Source organism: Pontibacter virosus, assembly GCF_003096355.1.
Taxonomy (GTDB): domain Bacteria; phylum Bacteroidota; class Bacteroidia; order Cytophagales; family Hymenobacteraceae; genus Pontibacter; species Pontibacter virosus.
The window spans coordinates 56,112-79,978 of sequence record NZ_QEKI01000010.1 but is presented as its reverse complement, the minus strand read 5'-3'; the positions used below and the strand labels follow the sequence as shown (position 1 = coordinate 79,978).

The 23,867-nt window shown below is 52.4% G+C and carries 20 protein-coding genes; 11 read left to right on the top strand and 9 right to left on the bottom strand.

The features are described from left to right. Nucleotides 1-123 precede the first annotated feature (123 nt). From C8E01_RS14635 to C8E01_RS14615, 5 genes are all read left to right on the top strand, one after another. The gene (locus C8E01_RS14635; protein WP_116544272.1) at nt 124-2,889 is read left to right on the top strand and encodes a cation-transporting P-type ATPase; all 2,766 of its coding nucleotides are present in this window, start codon (nt 124-126) and stop codon (nt 2,887-2,889) included. Nucleotides 2,890-2,971: 82 nt separating this feature from the next. Beyond that, the gene (locus C8E01_RS14630; protein ID WP_116544199.1) at nt 2,972-3,727 is read left to right on the top strand and encodes an alpha/beta hydrolase; all 756 of its coding nucleotides are present in this window, start codon (nt 2,972-2,974) and stop codon (nt 3,725-3,727) included. A gap of 103 nt (nt 3,728-3,830) precedes the next feature. Then, entirely contained in the window at nt 3,831-4,730 is a 900-nt protein-coding gene (locus tag C8E01_RS14625) for an alpha/beta hydrolase family protein (protein WP_243409595.1), read from the top strand. 149 nt (nt 4,731-4,879) lie between these two features. Then, nucleotides 4,880-5,341 (top strand): tellurite resistance TerB family protein, encoded by a 462-nt coding sequence (locus C8E01_RS14620; RefSeq protein WP_116544197.1) that lies wholly within the window; start codon nt 4,880-4,882, stop codon nt 5,339-5,341. 67 nt (nt 5,342-5,408) lie between these two features. Next, a complete protein-coding gene (locus tag C8E01_RS14615; protein ID WP_116544196.1) occupies nt 5,409-6,527 on the top strand; it encodes a tetratricopeptide repeat protein in 1,119 nt (372 codons plus the stop codon). 35 nt (nt 6,528-6,562) lie between these two features. On the opposite strand, the gene msrB is transcribed toward C8E01_RS14615, so the two are convergent. The 3 genes from msrB to C8E01_RS14600 all read right to left on the bottom strand — a co-directional run bounded on the left by msrB (nt 6,563) and on the right by C8E01_RS14600 (nt 10,839). Continuing rightward, on the bottom strand, nt 6,563-7,024 hold the full coding sequence (gene msrB, locus C8E01_RS14610; RefSeq protein ID WP_116544195.1) for a peptide-methionine (R)-S-oxide reductase MsrB: 462 nt from the start codon (nt 7,022-7,024) through the stop codon (nt 6,563-6,565). Between the two features lie 20 nt (nt 7,025-7,044). Continuing rightward, a complete protein-coding gene (locus C8E01_RS14605) occupies nt 7,045-7,476 on the bottom strand; it encodes a DoxX family protein (protein WP_116544194.1) in 432 nt (143 codons plus the stop codon). A 177-nt stretch (nt 7,477-7,653) separates the two neighbouring features. Continuing rightward, a complete protein-coding gene (locus C8E01_RS14600; RefSeq protein WP_116544193.1) occupies nt 7,654-10,839 on the bottom strand; it encodes an AsmA family protein in 3,186 nt (1,061 codons plus the stop codon). 293 nt (nt 10,840-11,132) lie between these two features. On the opposite strand from C8E01_RS14600, the gene C8E01_RS14595 reads away from it, so the two are divergent. After that, a complete protein-coding gene (locus tag C8E01_RS14595; RefSeq protein ID WP_116544192.1) occupies nt 11,133-11,465 on the top strand; it encodes a hypothetical protein in 333 nt (110 codons plus the stop codon). 79 nt (nt 11,466-11,544) lie between these two features. On the opposite strand, the gene dacB is transcribed toward C8E01_RS14595, so the two are convergent. The 4 genes from dacB to tcmP all read right to left on the bottom strand — a co-directional run bounded on the left by dacB (nt 11,545) and on the right by tcmP (nt 16,385). Further along, nucleotides 11,545-12,939: a D-alanyl-D-alanine carboxypeptidase/D-alanyl-D-alanine endopeptidase gene (gene dacB, locus C8E01_RS14590; protein ID WP_116544191.1), complete on the bottom strand. Its 1,395-nt coding sequence runs from the start codon at nt 12,937-12,939 to the stop codon at nt 11,545-11,547. 102 nt (nt 12,940-13,041) lie between these two features. Next, nucleotides 13,042-13,716 (bottom strand): hypothetical protein, encoded by a 675-nt coding sequence (locus tag C8E01_RS14585; RefSeq protein ID WP_116544190.1) that lies wholly within the window; start codon nt 13,714-13,716, stop codon nt 13,042-13,044. A gap of 166 nt (nt 13,717-13,882) precedes the next feature. Further along, the gene (locus C8E01_RS14580; RefSeq protein ID WP_116544189.1) at nt 13,883-14,446 is read right to left on the bottom strand and encodes a DUF1543 domain-containing protein; all 564 of its coding nucleotides are present in this window, start codon (nt 14,444-14,446) and stop codon (nt 13,883-13,885) included. 814 nt (nt 14,447-15,260) lie between these two features. Continuing rightward, nucleotides 15,261-16,385, bottom strand: a complete 1,125-nt coding sequence (gene tcmP, locus C8E01_RS14575; RefSeq protein WP_116544188.1) for a three-Cys-motif partner protein TcmP — start codon at nt 16,383-16,385, stop codon at nt 15,261-15,263. 127 nt (nt 16,386-16,512) lie between these two features. Between tcmP and C8E01_RS14570 the strand changes: the two genes are divergently transcribed. Further along, nucleotides 16,513-16,947, top strand: a complete 435-nt coding sequence (locus C8E01_RS14570) for a hypothetical protein (protein WP_116544187.1) — start codon at nt 16,513-16,515, stop codon at nt 16,945-16,947. 208 nt (nt 16,948-17,155) lie between these two features. Here C8E01_RS14570 and C8E01_RS14565 read toward each other — a convergent pair whose 3' ends face one another. Both C8E01_RS14565 and C8E01_RS14560 read right to left on the bottom strand, forming a co-directional pair. Beyond that, nucleotides 17,156-17,362 carry a hypothetical protein gene (locus C8E01_RS14565; protein WP_116544186.1) on the bottom strand — a complete coding sequence of 69 codons (207 nt, stop codon included), beginning with the start codon at nt 17,360-17,362 and terminating at the stop codon, nt 17,156-17,158. Between the two features lie 332 nt (nt 17,363-17,694). Continuing rightward, nucleotides 17,695-20,145: a TonB-dependent receptor domain-containing protein gene (locus tag C8E01_RS14560; RefSeq protein WP_116544185.1), complete on the bottom strand. Its 2,451-nt coding sequence runs from the start codon at nt 20,143-20,145 to the stop codon at nt 17,695-17,697. Nucleotides 20,146-20,326: 181 nt separating this feature from the next. On the opposite strand from C8E01_RS14560, the gene C8E01_RS14555 reads away from it, so the two are divergent. The 4 genes from C8E01_RS14555 (at nt 20,327) to C8E01_RS14540 (ending at nt 23,699) form a co-directional block, all read left to right on the top strand. Continuing rightward, nucleotides 20,327-20,962, top strand: coding sequence for a phosphatase PAP2 family protein (locus tag C8E01_RS14555; protein ID WP_116544184.1), 636 nt, complete (start codon nt 20,327-20,329; stop codon nt 20,960-20,962). 355 nt (nt 20,963-21,317) lie between these two features. Continuing rightward, complete coding sequence (locus C8E01_RS14550) at nt 21,318-21,917, top strand: hypothetical protein (protein ID WP_116544183.1); 600 nt, start codon at nt 21,318-21,320, stop codon at nt 21,915-21,917. 354 nt (nt 21,918-22,271) lie between these two features. After that, nucleotides 22,272-23,159: a dienelactone hydrolase family protein gene (locus tag C8E01_RS14545; RefSeq protein WP_116544182.1), complete on the top strand. Its 888-nt coding sequence runs from the start codon at nt 22,272-22,274 to the stop codon at nt 23,157-23,159. A gap of 33 nt (nt 23,160-23,192) precedes the next feature. Then, nucleotides 23,193-23,699 (top strand): GNAT family N-acetyltransferase, encoded by a 507-nt coding sequence (locus C8E01_RS14540; protein WP_243409593.1) that lies wholly within the window; start codon nt 23,193-23,195, stop codon nt 23,697-23,699. The last annotated feature ends 168 nt before the right edge of the window (nt 23,700-23,867 follow it).

Sequence of the window (23,867 nt, the reverse complement as noted above, 5' to 3'; positions counted from 1 at the left end):
CCCGTATTACCTACAGAATACCGCCTGCTTTCGTGATTCAGATACTCACCTTGTATTGGAATTAAAACAGCCTGCGACCGCATTATGCTGCCCCGCAGGTATGAACGAGAACATCAAACTGATATGAGTGTAACCGAACAGAAAAGAGTAAGCAAAAGCCCTCTGAAACCCGATCAGCAACTCGACTGGCATAGCCTGGACGCACAGGAGGCACTGGAACTGCTGGAGGTATCACCAAAAAAAGGGTTGACCGACGAAGAGGTACAAAAGCGCCAGGAAAAGTATGGGCGCAATGTCATGACGCCCAAAAAGCAACAGAGCGCCCTCGTTCGTTTCCTGCTGCAATTTCACCAACCCCTGATCTATATTCTGCTGGTAGCTACAGTCGTTACCCTCTTTCTGGAGGAGTACACAGATTCTGCTGTGATCTTTGGAGTTGTGTTCATCAACGCCATTATTGGGTACATACAGGAAACCAAAGCCCTGGCCGCCATCGACGCCCTGTCGCGTAGCATGACAGCGAAGGCGCAGGTGATCCGCAATGGCAGCAAGCACAACATCAACGCACAGGAACTCGTGCCCGGTGACATTGTGCTGGTACAGTCCGGTGACAAGTTTCCCGCAGATGTGCGGCTCGTGCATGTGCGCGACATCAAAGTAGACGAATCGGCACTGACGGGCGAATCTGTGGCAGTGGAGAAAAAAGCTGCGCCCGTGGCGGCTGACGACGTGCTGGGCGACCGCTTCTCCATGGGCTTCGCCTCCACGGTCGTAACCTACGGGCAGGCAACTGGTGTGGTCGTGGGCACAGGCGACAGAACGGAGGTGGGTAAGATACAGGCGTCGATCTCGAGTGCGCAGACCCTGGAAACCCCGCTCACCATCAAGATAGAGGAATTCAGCCGGTTGCTGCTTTGGGTTATTCTGGGGCTGGCGGCCATTGTGTTTGCCATCGGTGTGATGCGCGGACAGGACTGGGGCGATACCTTTATGGTAGCCGTGGCGCTTGCCGTAGGTGCCATACCTGAGGGCCTGCCCGTTGCGGTTACCATTATGCTGGCTCTGGGCGTGTCTAAAATGGCCAAGCGCAGGGCTATTATCCGCAAGCTGGTAGCAGTAGAAACATTGGGCAGCACCAACGTGATCTGCTCTGACAAAACAGGCACCCTGACCGAAAACCAAATGACGGTGCAGCAGATCGTGGCCGGCAGCAAGGTATACGGTGTGAGCGGTCTGGGCTACCGTCCGGATGGCCAGATACAGGACAAAGAACAGCAGGCTGACCTGAGCACGAACAAGGCGCTGGAGCAGCTCCTGATCGCGGGACTGCTCTGCAACGACAGCTCGGTGAAGGAAAAGGAAGGCCAGTGGTCTATTGAAGGCGACCCGACTGAGGGAGCCTTGGTGGTGGCCGCGCAGAAGGCCGGGTTCGACCGCAGCAAGCTCGAACAAGTAATGCCCCGAAAAGATGCTATACCTTTCGAGTCGGAGCACCAGTACATGGCGACCCTCCACGACGGGGAGCAGCGTGTCATTTACCTCAAAGGCTCCGTGGAGGCTGTATTGGAAAGGAGCGAGCGCATGCTGCTGCCCGATGGCCAGACTGGTCCTCTGGATACAGAAGGCATTAACAAACAGGTAGAACAGATGGCGGGCGAAGGCCTGCGTGTGCTGGCGTTCGGGACGGCCGAAGCAGACGGGCTGGATAGCATAGACCACGACAAGACACGCTCCGGCCTGGTGTTTATCGGATTGCAGGGTATGATCGATCCGCCGCGCAAGGAAGCAATGGAGGCTGTGAAACTGTGCCGGCAGGCAGGTATAGACGTGAAAATGATCACCGGTGACCATGCCGCGACCGCATCCGCCATTGCCAGCCAGATCGGGCTGGAAGGAATCTGGGAGAACGGCAAGCTCAAGGCCATTACCGGGAAAGAACTGCAGCAGATCGAAGACAAGGAACTGGAGGAGATTGCCGAAAAAACAGCCGTGTTTGCCCGCGTAGCTCCCGAACAGAAACTGCGCCTCGTGAAAGCCCTGCAGGCCCGCAACCATGTGGTGGCCATGACCGGCGACGGTGTGAACGACGGCCCGGCTCTGAAGCAGGCCAACATCGGCATCGCCATGGGCATCACCGGAACAGATGTAGCAAAAGACGCCTCCGACATGGTGCTTACCGACGACAACTTCTCCTCTATAGAGGAAGCTGTGGAAGAAGGCCGCAGTGTGTTTGACAACCTGACCAAGTTCATTGTCTGGACACTGCCTACCAACCTGGGAGAGGGACTGGTCATTATCGCCGCCGTCATTTTCGGAACCCAGCTCCCGGTGCAGCCGGTGCAGCTGCTCTGGATCAACATGACCACGGCGGTATTGCTGGGTCTTACGCTGGCTTTTGAGCCGAAGGAACCGGGCATCATGGACCGTCCGCCACGACCCACCAATGAACCCATCCTGACAAAAGACCTGATCATGCGCACTTTGCTGGTGGGTACGCTTTTGCTGATCGCCGCCTTTGGACTATACCTGTACGAGCGCCGGATCCTGGGCACTGAAGTGGCAGAAGCCCGAACCGTGGCGACGACGGTGTTCGTGGTGCTCGAGTCTTTCTACTTACTGAGTTGCCGCTCCCTGGTGCGCCCTATGCGCGAGATCGGCTTTTTCAGCAACCTGTGGGTGTATTACGGCATCGCGGCCATGTTCTTTTTTCAGGCGCTCTTCATCTACCTGCCGGTCATGAACACGTTGTTCGGTTCCGCCCCGCTGGATGCGATGCAACTGCTGCGCATCTTCGGTGCCGGTTTGGTGCTGCTGATTATCGTGACCATTGAGAAGACCATCCGTTTCAGCATCAACAAACGAAAAGACAAAGCGGCGTTGCGAAAGTAGGCAGCTCCCATACCTAAGTTAAGAGCACTTGAAGACCGTATTTGGCATTGGGATTACACTGGTTTCTTTATACCTGTTACTTATGGGCTTTTTATCGTTTCAGCAGGAGAACCTGATCTTTTTTCCGGAGAAGCTCCCCGCTGACCACCGTTTCGGGTTCAGACAGGACTTCGAAGAGCTCTTTATACCTGCTAACGATGGCACCAGGCTGCACGGTGTGCTCTTTAAAGTACCTGACCCGAAGGGGCTCGTGTTTTACTTACACGGAAATGCCGGCTCCGTAGACTCCTGGGGCTGGGTGCACGAAACGTACACTGACCTGCGCTACGATGTGTTTGTGTTGGACTACCGCGGGTATGGCAAAAGCGAGGGCAACATCCAGAGCGAGGCACAGTTTTATGTAGACGTGCAGGCGGCTTACGATGCCTTAAAAGACAGGTATAGCGAAGAGCGGATCGTGGTGGCTGGCTATTCTATTGGTACAGCTGCCGCTGCGAAACTGGCTGCCGAAAATAAGCCCAAACTCCTGATCCTGCAGGCTCCCTACTACAGTCTGGGTGACCTGATGCAGAGCTTGTATCCTTTTGTGCCCTCTTTCCTGCTGAAGTATAAGTTTGACACTTATCGCTTTGTACAGCAGACCTCGGCCCCGGTTGCTCTCTTTCACGGTCTGCAGGACGAGATAATTTACCCGGGCTCTTCAGAGAAGCTGAAAGCTCACCTGAAGCCTACCGACAGTGTGGTGCTGCTCAAAGGCCAGGGCCATAATGGCATGAACGATAACCTGGCTTTCCGGCGCGAACTGGCACGGGTGCTGGCCAGGTTAGAAAAAGAATAAACCAATGGTCTGCATAAATTGACAAGTTGCTTTTGAGGCTCTAAAAAAACCTGCTGATTCGTATATCTTTACCGATCAGCTGACCCATAAACCCCTTTCGCACATGCGCGCTCTGTTATACACCCTATTGCTCTGCCTGTTTTGCAGCCATACCCTTTTAGCACAAGATCAAAAACCAAAACTGGTCACATGGCAGGATATAGCAGCCCTCCCCGCCCCTGCCGCAGGTATGCGCGTGGCCTATGGCACAGATTCCCTGCAGTTCGGGGAGTTACGGCTTCCGGAGGGTGATGGGCCTTTTCCGGTGGTGGTCGTGGTGCACGGTGGCTGCTGGCTGTCGCAGTACAACCTGCAGTACATGGCTCACCTGAGCGCCGCCCTGACTGCGGCAGGATATGCCACCTGGAACCTTGAGTTTCGACGTGTGGGAGATGCCGGAGGAGGCTGGCCCGGTACTTTCCTGGATGTGGCGCAGGGTACAGACCATCTAAAAGCAATGGCGAAGCAATACCCGCTTAACCTGAAGCAGGTGGTGGTGCTGGGGCATTCGGCAGGCGGACATCTGGCCCTGTGGCTGGCAGCACGCAAAAACCTGCCACGCCAAAGTGCGCTGTACGTGCGAAAGCCTTTAAAAGTAAAAGGAGTGGTTTCGCTGGCAGGTATAGCCGACCTGGAAAGTTACGCAACAGCCGAAGGCAGCTGCAATGCCGCCGTGCCCAAGCTAATGGGCGGCATGCCCGCGCAAGTTCCCGACCGATATGCACATGCTTCGCCGATGCGTTTGCAGCCGCTCAAAGTACGCCAATACCTGGTACAGGGAGCGCTCGATCCGATTGTGCCGACCGAACAGGCCACAGCCTATGCGCGCAGCGCCAAAAGCAAGGGAGATGCTGCCGAGGTGGTGCTCCTTCCCAATGCCGGTCATTTTGACTTAGTGGCTCCACAATCGCCTGCCTGGCCCCTTGTGCTGAAGTCTGTCAGGGAAGTGCTTCGCCAGAAGTAAGTGCATCAGATCAGGCGTATTTTCACCATCAAAACATATGCAGAGCCCTTGATATAAAACAGGTGCTTGCTACGAACGGTTGCAAAGGTCTGTCACAAAACAATTGCCTCTTATTGCAAGTACTTATTAGCTAAAATAACCGATACCCCATGGAAGGCGTTTTTAACACTACTGGTCGCACGAACATACCGGATTCTTATACCTTCACCCCACAAAACGAGCAGGAAGCCTGGATTGCCATCATGCATGCCTGCGTGGCCGTGGACGACGACGTGTCAGACGAGGAACTGGACGAAATGGCGCAGACCCTAGCCGATAGGACACTGTTCGAAGGGCACGATATCATGGCCTACAGCCGGAATGTGTTCTATGCCCACGTGCAGCTAGGTAGCAAAATACTGATCGACAACTCGGTCGACCTGGTATCCGAGGAGAACCGCCCTACCCTGTTCGCCCATACCATCCAACTGGTGCTGTCAGATTGTGTGGTGACTGAAAAAGAGGAGGAGTTGATACACTACCTGTATTCTGCTCTGGACATGGACGAGAAAGAAGCACAGGACATCGTCCGGGATGTACTGATCCAGAACAAAGACAGACAATGCCCCTGAAGAAGCTGTGAAGAAAAGGATTCGTAAGTCGTTCTTTTGATTATTTTTGTGCACTAACCCACCGTGCATGACAAGAATTCTACTCAGCCTCCTTCTTTTCTTTTCCGTTTTGCAAGCAAGTGCACAGGATCCGGGGCCCTCGCCGCTTACCATAGCCGACCAGCACCTCGATGCGGGGCGTTACCAGGAAGCGGTGGCAGCCTACACCATCGTTATCACACGCGACAGCTTCACCTTCGAGCCTTTCTACAACCGCGGATTGGCCCACCTGAAACTCAAAAACTACCAGGCCGCCCTCACGGACCTCGACCGGGCCCTATTGCTGAACGCAGGCAGCAAAGACGGGTTCAGCAACCGGGCGCTCGTAAAGGTGCATCTGAAAGACATGGAAGGTGCTCAGTACGATTACGACAAGGCGATCCGCATTGCGCCACAGGACGCCGACCTTTACTACCAGTCCGCCCTGGCCCTGCTCCTCGACCATAAAACCGCCCCTGCCAGGCAGCACCTTTTAAGAAGCATTGAGTTGGTACCCACCGCCCCAGCCTACCTGGAACTGGGTAAGCTGAGTGACGGTTCCGGGGATTTTGAAGGAGCCAAACGTCACTTCGATAAAGCCATTCAGCTTGATGCCACTTTGGCGGAAGCACACTTCCACAGAGGACAGGTACAGGAGCAACTGGCCCAGCACATGGCGGCCGAGGCAGATTATAGCACGACAGTGAAATTAGATCCGGGGCACGCGGATGCCTATTTCAACAGGGCGCTGCTCCGGTATATGCGCGAGAACACAGCAGGTGCCATACAGGACCTCACAAAGGTGATTGCCCTGGACAAAGGACGCTCCGAGGCCTACGCCAACCGTGCCACGGCCTATACCCGAAACGGACAGACACAGGAAGCATTGGCAGATTACAACAAAGCGATCAGTCTCAACAGCAAGAGTGCTGAGTTGTATACAAAACGGGGTGAGCTGAAAATTAAACTGAAAGATTATGCCGGCGGCGAAAAGGACTTTACCAGCGCCCTGAGACTGGATGCAAAATCACCGAGCGCATTTCTGGGGCGCGGCTACTGCTACATGGCCCTCAAGCAAACGGCCAAAGCCTGCGCTGACCTGACCAAAGCACATCAGCTGGGTAACCGCAACGCCATGGACCTGATGAAGTACAACAAGTGCAACTAAGGTATAGCTGAAATAAGGTATAGCCGAACAAGCCTTTATGGTAGCTCCAAATCAGCATCGAGCCTGATTAAACTAGCTGAGTTGATGCAATAACGCAAACCGCCAGGCTGAGGGCCGTCGTTAAAAACGTGCCCCAGGTGACTGTCACACACATTGCATAGCGCCTCTATGCGCTGCATGTGGTGGCTGTCGTCGAAGGTATAGCGAATGGCGCCACGGCTGGCAGGCTGTGTGAAACTGGGCCAGCCGGATATGGCGTGGTATTTTTCTGTTGAGTTAAATAGCACCTGCCCACAGGCTGCACAGGTATAGGTGCCTGGTTCGTAGGTTCGACAGTAGGCATTGCGGTAAGGCGGCTCCGTTCCTTTTTCTCGAAGCACAGCATACTGCGCCGGTGTCAGCACCTGCCTCCACTCCTCCTCCGTTTTCTCAACCTTGTGGAGAGGCTCCGGATTGCTGTATTTGGCGTAGTAGAGAATGTCTTTCCAGCGTAGCATAGCTGCTTATACGCAAGCTCCTACCATCTGTCAGGTATAGCTGCACGCCTGTCTTCCTGCCGCACGCCCCTGCCTATCGCTGCGTCAACACTCCAGATGCCTGCCCCCCGGGCAGCCATGTACAGGAACAGAAAACAGTAGAGAACCGCATTCTCCCCTTGGTTGAGCAGTGGGTTCCAGCCCTGGGGCACATGGGCCATAAAGAATGCCACTGCCATCTGACCACTGGCAATAAAGGCCGCCGTACCCGTCAGAAATCCGAAAGCGATCATGAGTCCGGTTACGAGCTCCAATATACCTGCAAAGCCCATCAGCGAGGCCATTTCCACGGTGTTGCCGTCGCCTGGCCAGCCAAAGAGCTTTTGGGTGCCGTGCATGGCAAACATCAATCCGGCCACAATGCGCAGGATAGCGTACAGTTGCGGGCTGTAGGGTCCCAGAAATCTTTCCATAGTTTTTGAGTGTTTTAATTCAGATACCACCAAATCCACATAACATACTGTTATGCAAATAATTACATGTTTCCATAAACGATTAATACAACATTTAGGTTAGCTGACCAGCTCAGCCCCCTGCCCACCATCCGAACAGGAAGATTTTGAGGCAGCTATTGAATTTAAGAGGTATGGCTACTGGATTTCTGTGAAAGCTGTATCGATCTGGTACTGCTCCAACACATCCAGAAACTCGTTTCGCAACACAAGCGTGATGTCTTCTCTTTCCTGTCGGTTGCTGAGCTTCACCTTGTATTTGTCCTGGTCGCGCACCAGCAGCAGGTGCTGTTTGCTCTGGCTGTTCTTCAGCGACAGCGTATCTTCCTGTATCTGCTCAATGCGGCGCTGGTTGTTTCCGAAAAGGATGCTGAAAACGTTGATGTCCAGGCTCAGACTGGCATTCCCTCGCATCACATAAGAACCCCTGAGGTCAAAAGACGACAGGTTGTTATTCATGCTGAAACCAGGTGCGACAAACTTATTCTTATAGAGCACAAAGTCAGCATCCACATCCTCGAAAAACAGGTGCTCGGTTCGCTCTTTCCGCATGAAGCCCAGAGCTTCCTGTATAGGCTTGATGTCGATCAGCTCCATACCCCGGAAAGAGGCCTTGGAATAGGCGACTGTCCGGTCGAAACTCGGCGTAAAGGTGCCGTCCAGTTTGGTGTAGACTGTCAGGTTGCAGTCTGCCTTGCCCTTTATATTCCGGCTTCCCAGCATATCCAGCTCCATTTGCTCGGCTACTGCAAACAATTGTTCCAGGTCGATGTCCTGCACCTGCGCCTTTAGCCTGACGGGGATGGTGTCGGAAGCCTCGCCGAGGTACATCATGCCGTTTGAGAATATCTTGCCTCCGAAGGCATGCAGGTATAGCTTGTCAAGCTGCGCCTGCTCCCGGTTCATGCGAGCCTTTATCTGCAGGTTGCTTCCCGTCAGGTATTGGTACTTCAGTTCCTGCGCTTCTACGTGCAGACCCAGATCGTACACCTTCTCACGCAGCTTACTGCTCATGCCGTTTTCTTTCTCTTCCTTCTCGGGCATAGCCTGTGGTTCAGCTGCGGGCAGCAGCGTTTTCAGCGCCGCGAAGTTTTGCATAAAGACCTGCAGGTCCAGAAAGTCATACTGCAGGTTCACGTTCAGGTATGGCCGGGTCAGTTTCGAACTGATCAGGTAGAAGCCCCCGTTTGCGGTGGCCGCACCACCTTTGCTTGTCTTAAAGCGCATTGCCTGCATCGTTACGTGGCTCTTGTTTTTATCCAGGCGCACGGAGAGCTGCTGCAGGTCTTCTTCTCCGGGCAAGTCAATGTGCTTCACGCGCAAGGACAGCTGTACCTTTTGCAGCGGCGTCAGAAAAGCCATCCCATCGGCATTGCCAGCAGGTCCGGTTTTATTTCCGTTGCCCGCCGATCCGGCAATCGCATTGACCTGCTGCAGGCTGGTCAGGTCCAGGGAGTCCATCTGCGCGGCCAGTTGTATGTTGGCATCATGTAGCTTCCGATTGTCGTTCGGCGCCGTTACGTTTCCTGTTACCGTGATGCCTTGCGAATTCAGGCCAATATCGGAGAGCGTGAGACGCTTGCCGTCACTATTTAGCCTGGCCCGCATGTTCTGAATGGGTGCTGTCTGCAGGTTGAGCTGCTCACATTCCAAGCGCATGTTTAGCCTCAAAAACTCAGGCAGGATCGTGGTGGCGACGACTGAATTTGCCGGGGCCGCTTGCTGCCCGTTTGTTTTAGTGTCAGGCTTCAGCTTTAGCCAGGCTGTGTCTACCCGCTTCAGTTTCACGGCGCCTCTAACTGCCACGGTGCTTTGCTGGCCCAGGAGGTAGTTCATCACATCGCGCACAGATCCGTCTATCGTAAAAGGCTGTCCGCCCATTTTGCCTCCCATACCTTGCAGGCGCAGTTCATTGCCTGCCAGTTTTGCCTCCCCATTCAGGTTGGTGAAGGGCACGTTGAGCTTTGCCGGTTGAAAGCCCACATCCTGTAGGCGAATTGCCCCCTGCCACTGCAAATCATCTTCTCGTAACCGATCCTCGACAGCGTGAAGGTTCCCTTTGATGGTCACGTCACCGGCCAGCGTACCACGGGGTAGGGAGAGGTAATCCGGGGGCATCAGGTCTGCCAGGCTATCCAGGGTATAGCTCCCGCTTAGATGTGCATCCACAAAGGGTTTGGTAAAGTCTGTGATCTTCGCTTTGAGTTGCAGGCTGTCGTTGCCGGTACGCACCGACACGCGATGCAGCGTGAATGAACTCGACTCCGGTGCATGCTTCGGCCCATTGTCCAGTTGCCCCGCCACCTGGATTTGCGACAGCGTGATGCGGCTGGTGGGCCAGTGCAGTTTACCATCCTGCAAGGCAAAGTGCAGTTTGTTTCTGGGGCGTTTCGTTGGCCCGGAGTGGCCGGCAATGTGGTAGTGCAGCTTTACGCGGCCCTCGCTCTCCACCTGCCGGAGCAAAGGGATAGACCGGACCGAATTCATTTGGTTGAGCAGAAAGAAAAAAGGCTGTTCTCCCTTAAAGTGCAGGTCCAGCTCAGAGCCCGGTTCGTTAGTCGTCTTTTGGTGCGTACCCGAGATCAGCACTTCATTTTCGTTCAGGACCGCCCTACTCTCCTCAATTGTTCCCAGCTTTTTGTTCAGGTCGTAGGTATAGCGCGCATCGGCCGTAAAGTTTCTGTCCTCGAAAAGGCGCAGGTCACGGCTGCTGATGTAGTTGATCTTACCCTCTAATTTGCCCCTTATTTTGAGGACCCTATCACTTAGTTTTGCTGCCAGATCAGAGTCAAGGAGTTGTATCGAAAAGGCGCTTTCCTTGTACTGGTTTTCGCTCAAAAAGCGGGCGTTCCTGATCCTGAGCTGCGGGATGTTCAATTCGAAATCGCCCGAGTCATCGTCCTGCTTTTCTCCTTTGCCGAAGCCGAGGCTGCGTTTGTGGCCCATTGAGTCTACCTGCTGATGAAAGGTGAGGCCGTCGAGGTATACCTTGCTGATGCGAAGCCTGCCATAGGGCCACTGCATTACCGGCACCAGTACCTCCGCATGCTGCACGGCCAGCACTTCCACTGGCTGCGCACCGCTGGTATCCTTTAGTGAAATATTGTCGAGCGTGAGGGTCAGGTAGGGAAAATTCTTCCAGTTGGAGATATCTGACTGAAAAGGCGCCAGCACCAGGTTGGGATCCTTGGTCAAGGCCGTTCTGATAAGGGCCGGTAGCTTCTCCTGGTAGAGCGGGGCCAGCAGAAACTGAGCGACCACCACCAGGGTGAGTGCCAGTCCGATTATCAGCAGAAAGATCTTAACGAGGGGGCGCGTTTTCATAAGAGATTGTATTGCCTGACCGAAGGGTTAGTTTCCGGTTTGCTTCTCCTTAAACTCACTTTTTGCAAGAAAGTTCGGCCCGCTCTCCGTTGCCAGAACTTCCTGTGTTATATAGGCTTATGCTATATGCGACCGGAATTTTGCACAAAGTTGCTGGCTGCTGACAATGAAACGTAGCGGTGAGGTCCCTGCCCCATTTTCTAACCTAAAACCGGCCCTCGTCCGTACAACTGATTAACCCTGGAGCATTTCCGGGGTTGGTTATTTATGTTCTATCTAAAAGAAAACAAACCATGAGCGACAATAATAGAAATATCTCCGAAGATCCGAATTCAAGAAAAGGCGAAGGCGTGAGCGGCCTGGGCAAAGGCAAACAGACTGGACCGGTAGCAGGCGGCGCTGACAACACCCGCGGCGAGAACAAGCCAAGTCGAGAAGGCAGCAGCGGTGGTGCCAAGCAAGGCAAAGACAACCCGAACGAGCAAAACAGTCCGCAGGGCTCTAATGCCAACTCTACCACGACCAGCCGGGGCGCTGACAGCACCGACAAGGAGTTCCGCAACAACCAGCCGAATCCAAGCACCATTACGGATCCGGATATGAAAAACAAGGAGCGCAACAACTAAGGTTACACCTGCGCCTAACATGAATAAAGCCCCGGCAATAGTCGGGGCTTTTGTTTTACACCTGTCAGGCTGGCTATACCTACTTCAATTCATCCAGCACCACATACATCTTCTTTACAAGCGATGAGGCTGAGCCATTGTAGTTGTTCACCACGAAAGAGAACAGGTACTCCCGTCCGTCTTTGGCTTTGTGATAACCGGTATAGCCTTTCACGCCGCGTATGGTGCCGCTCTTCATCTTCATGCTGTTGAATGTGGGCAGTGAGGCATGCAAACCCGGATACCATGGCTGCTGACGGGCATGCAACAGCAGTTGCACCTGGGCGTGCGTTGTCACCCGGTTGAGTGGAGACAGCCCGGAGCCGTCTACCATGGCCAGTTCGGATTCGGCTATTCCTTTGCTTTTCCAGTGCTGCCGGATTTTGCTCAATCCCTGGCGGGTATCGCTGGTGCTGGCATCGGTATAGGCGATTGTTTTAGCCAGGGCTTCACCGTACAGGTTCACGCTTTTGCGGTTGAACCAGTACACGATGCTATCCAGTGGCGGCGAGGTGACGGTATGGAAGAAGGTATAATCTTGCTGCGGCGTACCATTGTGCTGCAAAACAGCCTCCTGCGGCATGCTGATGCCGAGCGTGCGGAGCGTATCGGCCAGCATGCTCACAAACTGATTGGCGCCGGAAGGGAGTGCGCCCGAAATCTTGAAACTGCTTTCGTTGACAGGTATGGTGCCCCGGATAGCGGCCGTGCTGGTGCCCACCGGGAAGTAGATGTAGGCATTGTCTCCTGTGCCCGCCGCGGCGGAAGTTAGCTCGGAGCGCAAGCCATAGCCATTCAGGTTTGGTACCGTTTTTACGATCGAAACTGGCTCGCCAATCTGCTTGCCTGACTTGAGGATGACATCGTACTGGTTTTCGCGCCAGTTGAGCTTGGCTGCGCCAGCCCCGTAATAATTGGCGATGTCCTGCCACATCCAGCCGTCAGGCACGGTTTCTTCATTCCAGCCTTCATTACTCACTACCACCTCGCTCACCGTTTTTATACCTGCACGCTGCATGGCCCGGACGATATCCTTTAGCACGGCATCCTCTTTGGTGACAGGCCAGCGCCAGCTGCCCAGCGTAGGATCACCACTCGGTAGGATGAGGAGCGAAGTCTGCTTGCCGTTTTTGCGAAGGGCAAATTTCGTTTCGTAGCGGTAGGACTTGCCCAGCAATTCGTAGGCGCTGATGCTGGTGATGAGCTTCATGGTAGAGGCTGGCGCCAGACCGATTTTGCTATTGCGATCATATACAACCTGTCCTGTTTTGGCATCCACCACATAGAGCGAGGCGATGCCGTTCTGCATCTGCGGGTCAGCTTCAAATTTCTGAAAAGCGGTGGTGAGGTTTGCCGTAACAGACTGCGCCCAGGTATGCGGTAGGGTCAGTAAACAGGCAACCAGGAGGGTGAATGAGGTGATGCGGGTTTTCATAAGCAAAAATTACGCATTTCTGCCGGTTATCTCCAACCCTAAAGGCAAAACGGCCACTTATTCCTCCGAATAAGCGGCCGTTCACTATGTTAAATCCTATTGCTACCAGTCCTGATGACCGCGGTTTCTGTTGTGCTCGTTATAGCCACGCTCATCATCGAATCTGCGCTGCCGGTTTTGGCCCCAGTTGTTGTAGGCGCTGCGCTCCCGGTCTTCGTCGCGGTTGGTATACCTGGTGGAGCCGTAGCCCGTGTCGCGGAACTCGTCGAAGCTACGGTTGTAGCCTCTGTCGCTGCCTTGCTCGTTTCGGTAGCCGGACATTGACTGGTTGCTGTCCATGTAGCCCGTGCCACGGTAACGGCTGTCCGGACCTTCGTTCATACGGCCACCATAGTTATAATCGCCGGAGCGGCCGAAGTTCTGGCGACTGTGCTCGTTGTGGTCGTAGTAGTTTCTGTCGCCGCCCATGTGGCTTGGTCTTTCACGACCGGACATCCCATAATTTGATGGTCCGTAAGCAGAGCCTCCTCCGTAAGTGCTGCCGCCTTCGCCGTAGCGTGTCCCGCCGCTGAAATCGCCGTAGGCGCGTGTTCCGTGGGACATTCTGCCGCGGTCGTCACGGTTTTCGTAGCGGTCGTGATCTCCCCTTTGCTGACTGCTTTCGGGATTGAAGCGCGACAGGCTGTTGGTGTTGCCGGTACGGGCGTTACCGTGTTCGTCGAAGTCGGCGTAGTGGTTCTTGCGGTTGCGGTCGTTATGCGGGTTGTTTCTGTTCATAGCTTTGTTATTTAGGTTAAAACACTCCCTCTCATAACGCAGCAAACGTGCGCATGTTCTTCACTGCTCTTTTAAAATCCTTTCAGAGACCTACGCCGTCGACCACCGCCAGGCCGACCTATCACGGATTCAGCGTACAGCTAACACCAACTAATCACCGCTATACCTACAGCTTATGCAGCTGGAAGTAACCCAGGTGCAGCTCGTCTTCAGCGCTTGCTATACCTGGCGTGATCTCGAGCTTGAACTTCTGTTTGTCCTCAGCTGTCAGGATGTCTTTTACTTCAAACACTTCGTCCACGTCCACACCAAACTTATCGTCGATGTGTGAGGTGGCCCCTTTGAAACCAGTATGTTTGTAAAAGGCCGTTTGCTTGGCCTGCTGCACCGCTCCCGCCTGGTTGGGTGCGATAGACAGCATTTTGTAGTGAAACTCGTCGAACTCGTTTGGTTTATACCCGCCGAGGTTCAGAAAGAAAAGCTTGTCAACGCCAGCTTCAGCAGGTATAGCCGCTTTGGGAACGACCTTTACCTGATAACCATTTACCTGGGTCACTTCCCGCCAGGCATCAACGTGGATGTTGCCCTTCGCCTCCGGCCAAAAAGCCTTAATGGCCGGTACCAGGTCTTTTACCTGCTCGCCAATGGCAAAGAACATATCGTGCTGTTCCGTGTTGCGCCCCGCCGGTCGGCACCCCAGCATCAGCATAAAGAGTTTTGGATGTTGCATAGGTGTATTTTTCGTATGAATATATTGTCGTAACGGTGTTTTTTGTCTGAATCTTTATATAGGGCCCCTACCCCAAGGATTTACAGGATTCAGGGATTTACAGGATTCTTGTGCACGATTGTCATCCCCCTGCCCACTTCGAAGGGGGACTCTGCCTTCTCCGTCTGTCATCCTGAAAGGATCTTGGTTGGAGGGGGACAGGCGGTCACTACAACCCACCCCTGCCCCTTCCGAGAGGGGGGATTTTCTGCTACTTCTACTTCGCAGGTATAAGCGCTGTGGTTTTAGTAGTTCCTTTGCAATACCGGATCTAACCACCCCTGCCCCTCCTTATCCAAGGAGGGGAGCTTCTGCTACTGCCAATTCGAAGCTATAAGCCCCGTAGCACAGATCACTGGACAGATCACGGGCAGGTATAGCAAGACTAACTTGCCCCGGAGGCTATGAAACAAACAGCATTAGCCAGGAGCACCACTGACGATTTTGTGTTGGGGTGAAGGGGTCCCCCTGTCAAGAGCGGTCAGCGAGTGGGGGTAGGGGCCCTCGATTTAAAATCGTCTTGATTTTTTTGCTTACTGGGGGTAGGGGCCCTCTATTTTTTCATCAAGGAAAAAAGTAAGGCCCGCCCGGCCAGGGCAAGCTATAGAACAAAACAGGGTGCTATACCTGCAACAGCCGTAGCTAAAAAACAAAGTAAGGTATACCTATACCTGGGCCAGAGGCCCCACCATAGCAGACACGAGCGAGGACGCTCGCGCCATAAGTCCTATACTTGCAATAAGCCCTGCCGACAAGGTAAAACCCTCCTCCCCTTTTACTTATACCCAATAATCGAAGTAAACGACACCTTCCGCATCGTCTGCCGGGAAACAGGATTGATCGCCTCGACCACTCCCTCTGCTTTCAACGCCTCTAACGCTTCTTTGTAATTCCCCCTAATGTAATTCGTGCCGATATTATGATGCCGGTAAATGCTGTCGATGGGCAGGTTGTGGTAATAGTCACGCTTGCCAGCCAGATCAGTGATCAGGTTTTTGATCGAATAGCGGTACTGCTCCTGGAACAGAGACAACTGGTGCTTGATGTTGGCCCCGAAAAGCGGCACGCCGTCTTCCTGGTAGTCGCTGTACATCAGCATGAGCTCCTTCATTTTCATATAAGGCGCATCGTTCTTCGATACAAAAAACAGGTAGTGACTCGTCTGGTTCTTTTTGGGCAGACTGATCTTGAAGCGGAATGTCTTGTAATCCTTCTCCCGGAAAACGTCTTCAAACTGGTCGACCATGAAGTCTTCGCGCTGACCGGCATCCTGGTAGCGGTCGCAGAACTCGCGGATCCTCTGCAGGCGCTCTTTGCCAAACACATCAGCCATGATGCTGTCGTCCGTAGCGCCCTGCACCGCTGCACGCAGTTTGGCCGGCGTAAAGAGCATGAACAGATCCAGCCCCCAGCGGCGCACCGACTGCAAGAGCAGTTGCTGCGAAAACTCGTAACCGAAGGGATCCAGGTATAGCAAGGTGGGCACATCGTTGCCAAGAAGTTTGGCGAGCGTTGCCAGGCTGGTTTCTTCGTGCAGCAGCACCGGTTTGTGCTGCAAATCTGCGTAGTAGGGCAGCTGTTGCAGATTCTCCTTCAGCCGGGCGGTGACGGTCTTCTTCTCATCGTTGAAAAAGGTGCGCACCACTTTGTTCAGGTTATACTTGTCAGTAGCGCCAAAGATACTGTTGAGCACCCGGACAGGTGTGGCCGGTTTGCCGTCTTCGGGCTTCCCGTCACCGGCGTACAGATCAATGAAGGCCAGCACCGGGTTGGTTTTATAGCGCTGCCCCTGCAGCTGGGCACTGCACCAGGCCTTAAAAAACTCGTTCAGCAGCTCAGACTTGATTTCGGCACTGCTCCGTTGTTCTATAAAAAAATCGTTTGTATCGGCAGTAGACATGGACTATAGGTCAAATGTACCCTCCGTATCAGGTATAGCGGTGAGATTGCTACACCTGCGGGGTGGGTCTTGATTTATGGAAAGGTAAAGTTAGGGCTTGTTTCAATTATAAGCGTAATTTTGCAGCATGAAACTGACCGGCAACATTCTCCATATTAAAAATAAGCGCGACGACCGCAACGCAGGTATAGTCGTTGAGGTGGACAAGATCGAATACGTGACTTACAAGAAGGATGGCAAGTATTTCCAGCCCTTTAACCTGGAAGTGGAGTTAGATGAGCCGCTCGTGATCACCGGAGATCAGTTGGCACGCAAGCCTGAGAAACACCTGCAGGAGGGCGAGTACGATTTTGAGGTATATGACAAAGAAGAGGGGGACTATGTGCTCAACGAGAACAGGTTCTTGTCGGTGCTGCTGGTGTACGATGAGTTTGAGCAGGAGCATGTGCTGTCGTCGGTGGAGTATACGGTCACGGTCACGAACGAGGAGTTCAAGGCACTGAAAGAGGAACAGCACAAGCTGCGGCAGTCCCGTAAAGGCACAGGTAAAAAGAAGAAATAACCAGCAACCCACCAGGTATAAAAACAGAAAGACCTGCCTCAAGCAAAGCTTAGAGCAGGTCTTTCCTTTTCATGTTCCGTCAAACATGGAAGCAATTCTTCCAAAAGCTTCTACAAGCTTTAATTCAGGTTTACGCCTGTCTGAACGATAACATAATGTCTATACACAGGTATACGCAAGTTGGCGCAGGAGGTTGATGTCCAAACACTTACTTTTTGTTCATACCCAGGTAGATGCCATAACCGATCAGGCCGGCGCCCACGGCAAAAAGTACATACTGCTTCTGTTTTGTGTCCAGGCCGTTGTAGGTATCCAGCCCGAACTTGCCCGGGTTCTTCACCACGTTCATGATCTCACCTGGATTTTCCATCAGGTAGTTCAAAGGATTTGAGGATTTTGATGTATTCGTTTTCATGGTTATTCTTTTTTCTTTTTCCTTACGGGAAGAGGGACCTAATAGATAGGAAAATTTCAGAAAAGCTATGTCTGATGCCGGTGCCGACTTGCATGGTTCCAAGGATGTAAATTGACAGTACCCCCTCTTTTACACAAGGTCGTTTCACCTGATAAAACAGTCTCAAACTGTCTGTCATTCTGCTCAGAAACTTGACTGTAAAGAAGGGTCTTACCACTAGCGGTTAAGCCCATGCGACCTGCAGGAATAGGGCTCGTTTATACCTGGATTCCTCGAAAAAAGTCCTAGATTTTCAACTTTCAGAATATCGAATAAAGCTGATCTTAATTTTCTTAGTTACCGGTTCGGTTCAGCTCCTCCAGGGTACTGCGCTTGCGCTCTTCCGGCTTCTCTCCTTTGCTGAACTTGTAACGCAGCGTGAATCCAACGTTGCGCTGCCTGAAATACTGGTCCCAGTCGCTCACGTTACCTTCGCCTACCAGGGCACTGATGATGAGGTGCTGGGTTTCGAAGATGTCGTTCGCGTTAACGCTCAGCTCCAGCTTTTCATCCATAAAACTTTTCTTTACCCCCACGTTCACCCACCAGCGCGGATCTATCACATAGAGCGCATAGGCTCCCGGCCCCTGGTAAGTGCCATTTAGCTCCAGCTTTATCTTCTTAGGTAGCATGATCGTGTGGTTCGTCTGCAGCATATAGAACACCTGGTCGTTGATCATCTGCTGTTTGTTCACCACGGCTGAGAACTCACTGTATGAAAGAAGCATGGTGTTGCTGCTCTCCCAGTTTTTCATGATCGTAACCGGTACAATGGCGGTCAGGCTCAGGTTGCGGGATTTGGGCACATTACCGACATAGTAGATCGTAGTCGACGTTTCGGGTATGATTTCCGGCAGCTCGGCGATCACATCCCGGTTGAGTTGGTAGTTGAGCACCAGGTTGTAGGTCTTTTTGAACACCTGCGTGATGCCGATGGCGTGGGTGTACTGCGGGCGCAGATTCGGATTTCCCTGCCAGTAGGTATAAGGGTCGCGATAGGCAAAGAAGGGATTCAGCTGCCCATAGTTCGGACGTTGTATACGTCGGCTGTAGTTGTAGTTGATCTGGTAGTTATCGCTCACCTTCTGCTGCACAAACAGGCTGGGGAACAGGTTCAGATAATCACGATCGTTCACATCCTTGGTCGTCAGCGACTCTCCCAGCGACTTGGTATACTCAGCCCGCAGACCGGTCTGCACACTCAGCTGCTCACCTAGTTTGGAGTTCAAGTTCAGGTAACCCGCGTAGATGTTCTCGTCATATACAAAGTGGTTCGTGCGAGTAGTGTCCAGCAGCAGTGCGTTGTCGTTGTTGAAGTAAAAGCGGGAATCATTGTCAGACACCACCCGGCTGGCTTTGGCTCCCATTTCCAGCTTCCGGCCACTCCCAAGTGGACGCGTAAAGTCTACTTTGGCAGCAAAAATATCAAACTCGTTGGGGGTATCGGTATAGAGGAAGTCCTGCATGGGGGGCAGGCCGGTTGTCAGGTCGTAGTAGTAATTGTAGAAATTTGCGTCGCCTCTGTTCCTGATCTTCACGAAATCCAGGTCTGCTGTAAGCGTCGTGCCCAGGGTATCGTACTTGCCCATGTAGTGCAAGTTGGAAGTGAAGTTGGTGAAGCGGTTCTGGTTAAAGTTATCCGCATCGATAAACTGCGTCGGCTGGTTTGGGGCAGGTCCGATGTAGGTTTCTGTCAGGAAGTCGGCGTGCAGTTTATTGGTGTTGAAGTAGCCCATCACGCCCACACTGTGGCGCTCGTCGAAGCTGTAGTCTGTACCAACCCGCACGGCAGGAGGACCTTGTACTTCAAAATTGCCGGTAGCTACCTGATCAAAGTATGTCGTGCTTTCGCCATCCCGGAATGCTCTGTTGAAGGTGGCATCGCGACCCCCTACCCGGCGTGCCATGTCCAGGTTCAGGAACGAGTTCCAGGGACCGGTTCTGTAGTTGATGTTGCCCCCGGTAGAGAAGCCGTACTGTTTGCCATTGTAGTTGGCACCTGCGTAGGCGCTTCCGTTTATACCTTGCAGCGTGTTTTTTTTGAGGTTGATGTTCAGAATGCCCGAAGAGCCTTCGGCATCGTACTTGGACGAAGGGTTGGTGATGATCTCGATGTTGCGGATGTTCTCGGCTGACATACCTTCGAGCAGCGAGCGCAGGTCGCGTGCGGAGAGGTAGGTCAGTTTACCGTCCAGCATAATGGTCACCCCTGCCCTGCCATTCAGCTGTATATTGCCTTCCTGGTCTATAAAAACGCCCGGCGAGGTGGCCAGCACATCATAGGCAGTCCGGCCTGCCGCCAGGGCCGTCCCCTCAATGCTTACTACCATGCGGTCGGCTTCCTGGGTGATGGTGGGGCGGAGCCCTTCTACCGTTACTTCCTTCAGCTGGGTCGTGCTGGGCACCAGCCTGATGCTCCCGACCGTTGTCTCTGGTTTTGCCGCGCTGACTGCCACCTGACTGATAAATTTCTTCTGATAGCCCAGGAAGCTGATGGCCAACTGGTAATTGCCAGGCGCTACGCCCGTGAAGGAAAAGCGGCCGTTGGCGTCGGTGAGTGCGCTTTGCAGTGCCTGCGTATTACCTGACCGGAGCAGGGCGACTGTTGCATACTCAATAGGCTTGCCGGTGAGCGAGTCGGAAAGTATTCCGGATATTTTACCTGCCTCCTGCGCCCATGCAGCACCTGAAACGGACAGGAGAAGACATAGCATTCCCATCAAAAAAAGTACACTTTTTTTCATAGTCTATAGGATAATGTTTTAATCTTTCGTCTTTGTAATGGAGGGGTGTAAGCTAAAGACACACATTCCGTGTCACAGTTGCATCCGGTGCCAAATTAATCTCACAACATACTGCATTTCGTGCAATGAAATAGAAAAAGCCACGTATAGGACGTAGCAATCCATAATATTAAAGCTTACCATGTTCCTGTTTCAGCATCCTGCGCTTCTGCTCATACTCACTACCACCCTCTTCGAAACCTTAGCAAACCTGGATCTTGCCACGCTGCAGTTGTTAAATGGCAGCCGGGCCTCAGACCTGGACTTCCTGCTACTTACCCTGACAGTCACAGCCTACGGACTTGGTGCCCTGGTGCCGCTTTGCCTATACCTGGCGGGACATTTCAGGAGGATGGTTTCGCTTAAGCTGAAGGCATACCAGTATGTGTTTGCCATGGGGCTCAACATTCTGTTCATTGGCTTGCTGAAGTATACCGTCGATCGTCCCCGCCCATTTGTGACGCATGACACGATAGAGCAGATTGCGGAGGCCAGCAGTCCCTCCTTCCCTTCCGGCCACACGGCTTATGCTTTCACGTCGGCAGTCGTGCTTGTGCTGATGTTCCGCAACCCTACCCTGCGCGGCCTCATCCTGACCTGGGCCTTGCTTGTGGCTTACTCCAGGCTGGCCCTGGGCGTGCACTACCCCAGCGACGTGCTCGGCTCCATGCTACTTGGATCGACCGCTGCTTTCCTATCCACCTACGGCTTTAGAAAACACCGCGAGCAGTTTTATACCCTGCTCAGGCGAGGTCGGAACTTAAGGAAAAGCTACTAGTAGAAAACCGCCCAAGTGCAGCTTTGAAAGAGCAACATTCGTTTTTTGAACAGTATAGTTGTGTTTAGCTACGCTTATAGACTTTTCATACATTGACTGAGCATTATGCAGGCTATTGTGAACCCATTCAGGGAAAAACCTAATAATTCACCCTAATGGCGTGATTTATAATAGCTTTACCTTTACGATTAGCCACACGTTGGAAAAATAGTGAGTTGGTTGTAGTGTTCCTGTAAAAGCACTATATTAGTAAAGCGCTATGGAAGCGATTAATCAACTACACTGCTACCCCACACATAGTGCAGATAAGCCGAATAGATTTCCGTTTAGCTATAAGTTGCCAGTAACCTGAATCATGAAAAAAGCTATTTTATCACTTACTGGAGTTCTCTTGTTGTTAGCTTGTGAGCAGCAAAATAAAGCTGGTGAGAAAGTATCTGGTTTAGGCAAACCTACTGGTGAAGAAATACACTTTACGGTAAACGAATTATCTGAAGAAGATTTTGACGTTGTTGAGCGTAACGACACAACCTACTATCTGAAGCAGCTACATGAAGGACTTGAAGGTAAGGATATTCAATTTGACCGATCATTGGTATCTGACCTTTCAGCTAAAGTCAGGTTTGGCTTTGGCTTCTTGCAGTACACAACAGATGATAATTCAGCAATTCCCTTAGAGTTTACAAAGCAGAGTAAATGGTCAGACCTTCAGATAAAAGACGGTGTTATCGAGATTCCTGATCTCAACGGTAATTCGAACAATCGCAAAGTGTATGAAACGCTTGGATTTCAAGATAGGAAAGAATTACTAGAATGGATTGCAGGAGATGAGTTAGAAGAAATAAAGAATGAATCAATTCAAGCTCAAATTAATTTTTACCAATCTCTTCTAAAGAAAAAAAACAATACGAAAGCTGTTGCCCTGAGTATATTCGGCAGGCAAATGCTTTCTTAAGCTCGCAATCAAAAAACAAGAAAAGTATAGACGAGCTTGGGTTGGAACTTACATACAAGTCATTGACTATTGACATTTCAGGTCAACTCAAAAATGGGGAGAAGTTTCATCGAGTAATTGTAGAAAAATAAAAAAGGCAGCTGGCAACAAGGTATATAAGTCACACTTCGGCTACGCCTCGTTCACCTTCTATACAAGCCGTTACTCTCTCTATCAAAATAAAAATCAATATAATCTAAGTCGCAACTAACCGTTTTTCCACTCATATTCATTACCTTAAAGAATGTTTTGCTGCTTTGCAAGAGTCCGACAGGTATAGCAAAGCTGCTTCATTATTAACAAAACCCAGCCCCCATGGACGAGATCAAAAAAGAAGACATCAAGCAGGAAGTGTTCGACCTGTACGACGACTATGCCCACAACCGCATCAACAGGCGGGATTTTATGCAGAAGCTCTCGATCTATGCGGTGGGCGGGCTTACGGTTGGATCGCTAGCGAGCTTTCTGATGCCGGATTACAAAGGTAAGGTACAGCTCGCGGCAGACGATCCGCGTGTCATTTCGGAGTATATTACCTACCAGTCTCCCAAAGGCGGAGGTCCGATAAAGGCACTGTTGTCGATGCCGGCCAAGGCGAAGAAAAGACTAGGGGGTGTGGTGGTCGTGCACGAAAACCGGGGACTGAATCCGCATATCGAGGATGTAGCCCGAAGGGCGGCACTGGCTGGGTTCATCTCACTTGCGCCGGATGCCCTTACGCCCTTGGGAGGTTACCCCGGCACCGATGACGAAGGCCGTACATTGCAAAGTCAGCGCGACCGCAACGAGATGCTCGAAGACTTTATAGCAGCACACGACTACCTCAAGAACCATAAAAGATGCAACGGCAAAGCCGGTGTGGTGGGCTTCTGCTTTGGTGGCTGGATCTCGAACATGATGGCCGTGCGTATACCTGACCTGACGGCTGCCGTTCCGTTTTACGGCGGACAGGCGCCTGTGGAAGATGTGCTCCAGATCAAGTCGCCCCTCCTGCTGCACTACGCTGAGCACGACGACCGCGTAAACGAGGGCTGGCCGGCTTACGAAGCGGCTTTGAAAGCGCATAACAAAGATTACACCGCCCACTTCTACCCCGACACCAACCACGGCTTCCACAACGACACCACGCCCCGCTACGACAAAGCAGCAGCCGAGCTCGCCTGGCAGCGCACCGTCGACTTTTTTAATCAGCATTTAAAGTAAAAGACCCTAAAAGGCTATACCTACCTCAGGCAAATGATGAACTTCAAACTACGCCCCTGGACCATAGAGGACCTCGACAGCCTGGTGCGGTATGCTGACAATTTCAACATAGCCCGCAACATGGCCGATGTTTTTCCGCACCCCTATACCTACGAAAAAGGCAGAACATTTATTGAGATGGCAACCCAGGGCGACCCGCCCAACATTCTGGCGATTGCCGTAGAAGGCAAAGCCGCTGGCGGAATAGGCATACACCCGCAGCACGACATCTACCGGAAAAACGCAGAGATGGGCTACTGGCTGGCCGAGCCTTTCTGGGGCAAAGGCATCATCACAGAGGCTATCCGCCAAATGGTGGACTACGGCTTTTCCAACTGGAACATCACGCGCATTTACGCCCGGCCATTTGGGTACAACATCGGCTCGCAGCGGGCGCTGGAGAAGGCCGGTTTTGTGCTAGAGGCAAAGCTTGAGAAAACCTTTTACAAAAACGGCAAATACCTGGATGAACTGATCTATGCAATCAGGCGGCCAGATTGATTGCATGCTTGCATTTGCCCTGCCGGTTCATCACGCTGCAGGCGGCTCTCCAACAAAGTTTAGCAATCCGATCAACACACAGGTACTGTGCTGCGCCTTGTTCACACGGGTATAAAATATAAGAATTTTTATTTATAGCTTTATATCCAAATTTACATAGCCGCCCTT

Bases quoted from the DNA above. Each gene is read 5' to 3' on its own strand.
- C8E01_RS14605 (WP_116544194.1), bottom strand. From the start codon at position 7,476: ATGGAAAGATTTCTGGGACCCTACAGCCCGCAACTGTACGCTATCCTG.
- tcmP (WP_116544188.1), bottom strand. From the start codon at position 16,385: ATGTCTACTGCCGATACAAACGATTTTTTTATAGAACAACGGAGCAGT.
- dacB (WP_116544191.1), bottom strand. From the start codon at position 12,939: ATGAAAACCCGCATCACCTCATTCACCCTCCTGGTTGCCTGTTTACTG.
- C8E01_RS14630 (WP_116544199.1), top strand. From the start codon at position 2,972: ATGGGCTTTTTATCGTTTCAGCAGGAGAACCTGATCTTTTTTCCGGAG.
- C8E01_RS14570 (WP_116544187.1), top strand. From the start codon at position 16,513: ATGAAACTGACCGGCAACATTCTCCATATTAAAAATAAGCGCGACGAC.
- C8E01_RS14545 (WP_116544182.1), top strand. From the start codon at position 22,272: ATGGACGAGATCAAAAAAGAAGACATCAAGCAGGAAGTGTTCGACCTG.
- C8E01_RS14600 (WP_116544193.1), bottom strand. From the start codon at position 10,839: ATGAAAACGCGCCCCCTCGTTAAGATCTTTCTGCTGATAATCGGACTG.
- msrB (WP_116544195.1), bottom strand. From the start codon at position 7,024: ATGCTACGCTGGAAAGACATTCTCTACTACGCCAAATACAGCAATCCG.
- C8E01_RS14580 (WP_116544189.1), bottom strand. From the start codon at position 14,446: ATGCAACATCCAAAACTCTTTATGCTGATGCTGGGGTGCCGACCGGCG.
- C8E01_RS14625 (WP_243409595.1), top strand. From the start codon at position 3,831: ATGCGCGCTCTGTTATACACCCTATTGCTCTGCCTGTTTTGCAGCCAT.
- C8E01_RS14615 (WP_116544196.1), top strand. From the start codon at position 5,409: ATGACAAGAATTCTACTCAGCCTCCTTCTTTTCTTTTCCGTTTTGCAA.
- C8E01_RS14620 (WP_116544197.1), top strand. From the start codon at position 4,880: ATGGAAGGCGTTTTTAACACTACTGGTCGCACGAACATACCGGATTCT.
- C8E01_RS14555 (WP_116544184.1), top strand. From the start codon at position 20,327: ATGTTCCTGTTTCAGCATCCTGCGCTTCTGCTCATACTCACTACCACC.
- C8E01_RS14635 (WP_116544272.1), top strand. From the start codon at position 124: ATGAGTGTAACCGAACAGAAAAGAGTAAGCAAAAGCCCTCTGAAACCC.
- C8E01_RS14595 (WP_116544192.1), top strand. From the start codon at position 11,133: ATGAGCGACAATAATAGAAATATCTCCGAAGATCCGAATTCAAGAAAA.
- C8E01_RS14585 (WP_116544190.1), bottom strand. From the start codon at position 13,716: ATGAACAGAAACAACCCGCATAACGACCGCAACCGCAAGAACCACTAC.
- C8E01_RS14565 (WP_116544186.1), bottom strand. From the start codon at position 17,362: ATGAAAACGAATACATCAAAATCCTCAAATCCTTTGAACTACCTGATG.
- C8E01_RS14560 (WP_116544185.1), bottom strand. From the start codon at position 20,145: ATGAAAAAAAGTGTACTTTTTTTGATGGGAATGCTATGTCTTCTCCTG.
- C8E01_RS14550 (WP_116544183.1), top strand. From the start codon at position 21,318: ATGAAAAAAGCTATTTTATCACTTACTGGAGTTCTCTTGTTGTTAGCT.
- C8E01_RS14540 (WP_243409593.1), top strand. From the start codon at position 23,193: ATGATGAACTTCAAACTACGCCCCTGGACCATAGAGGACCTCGACAGC.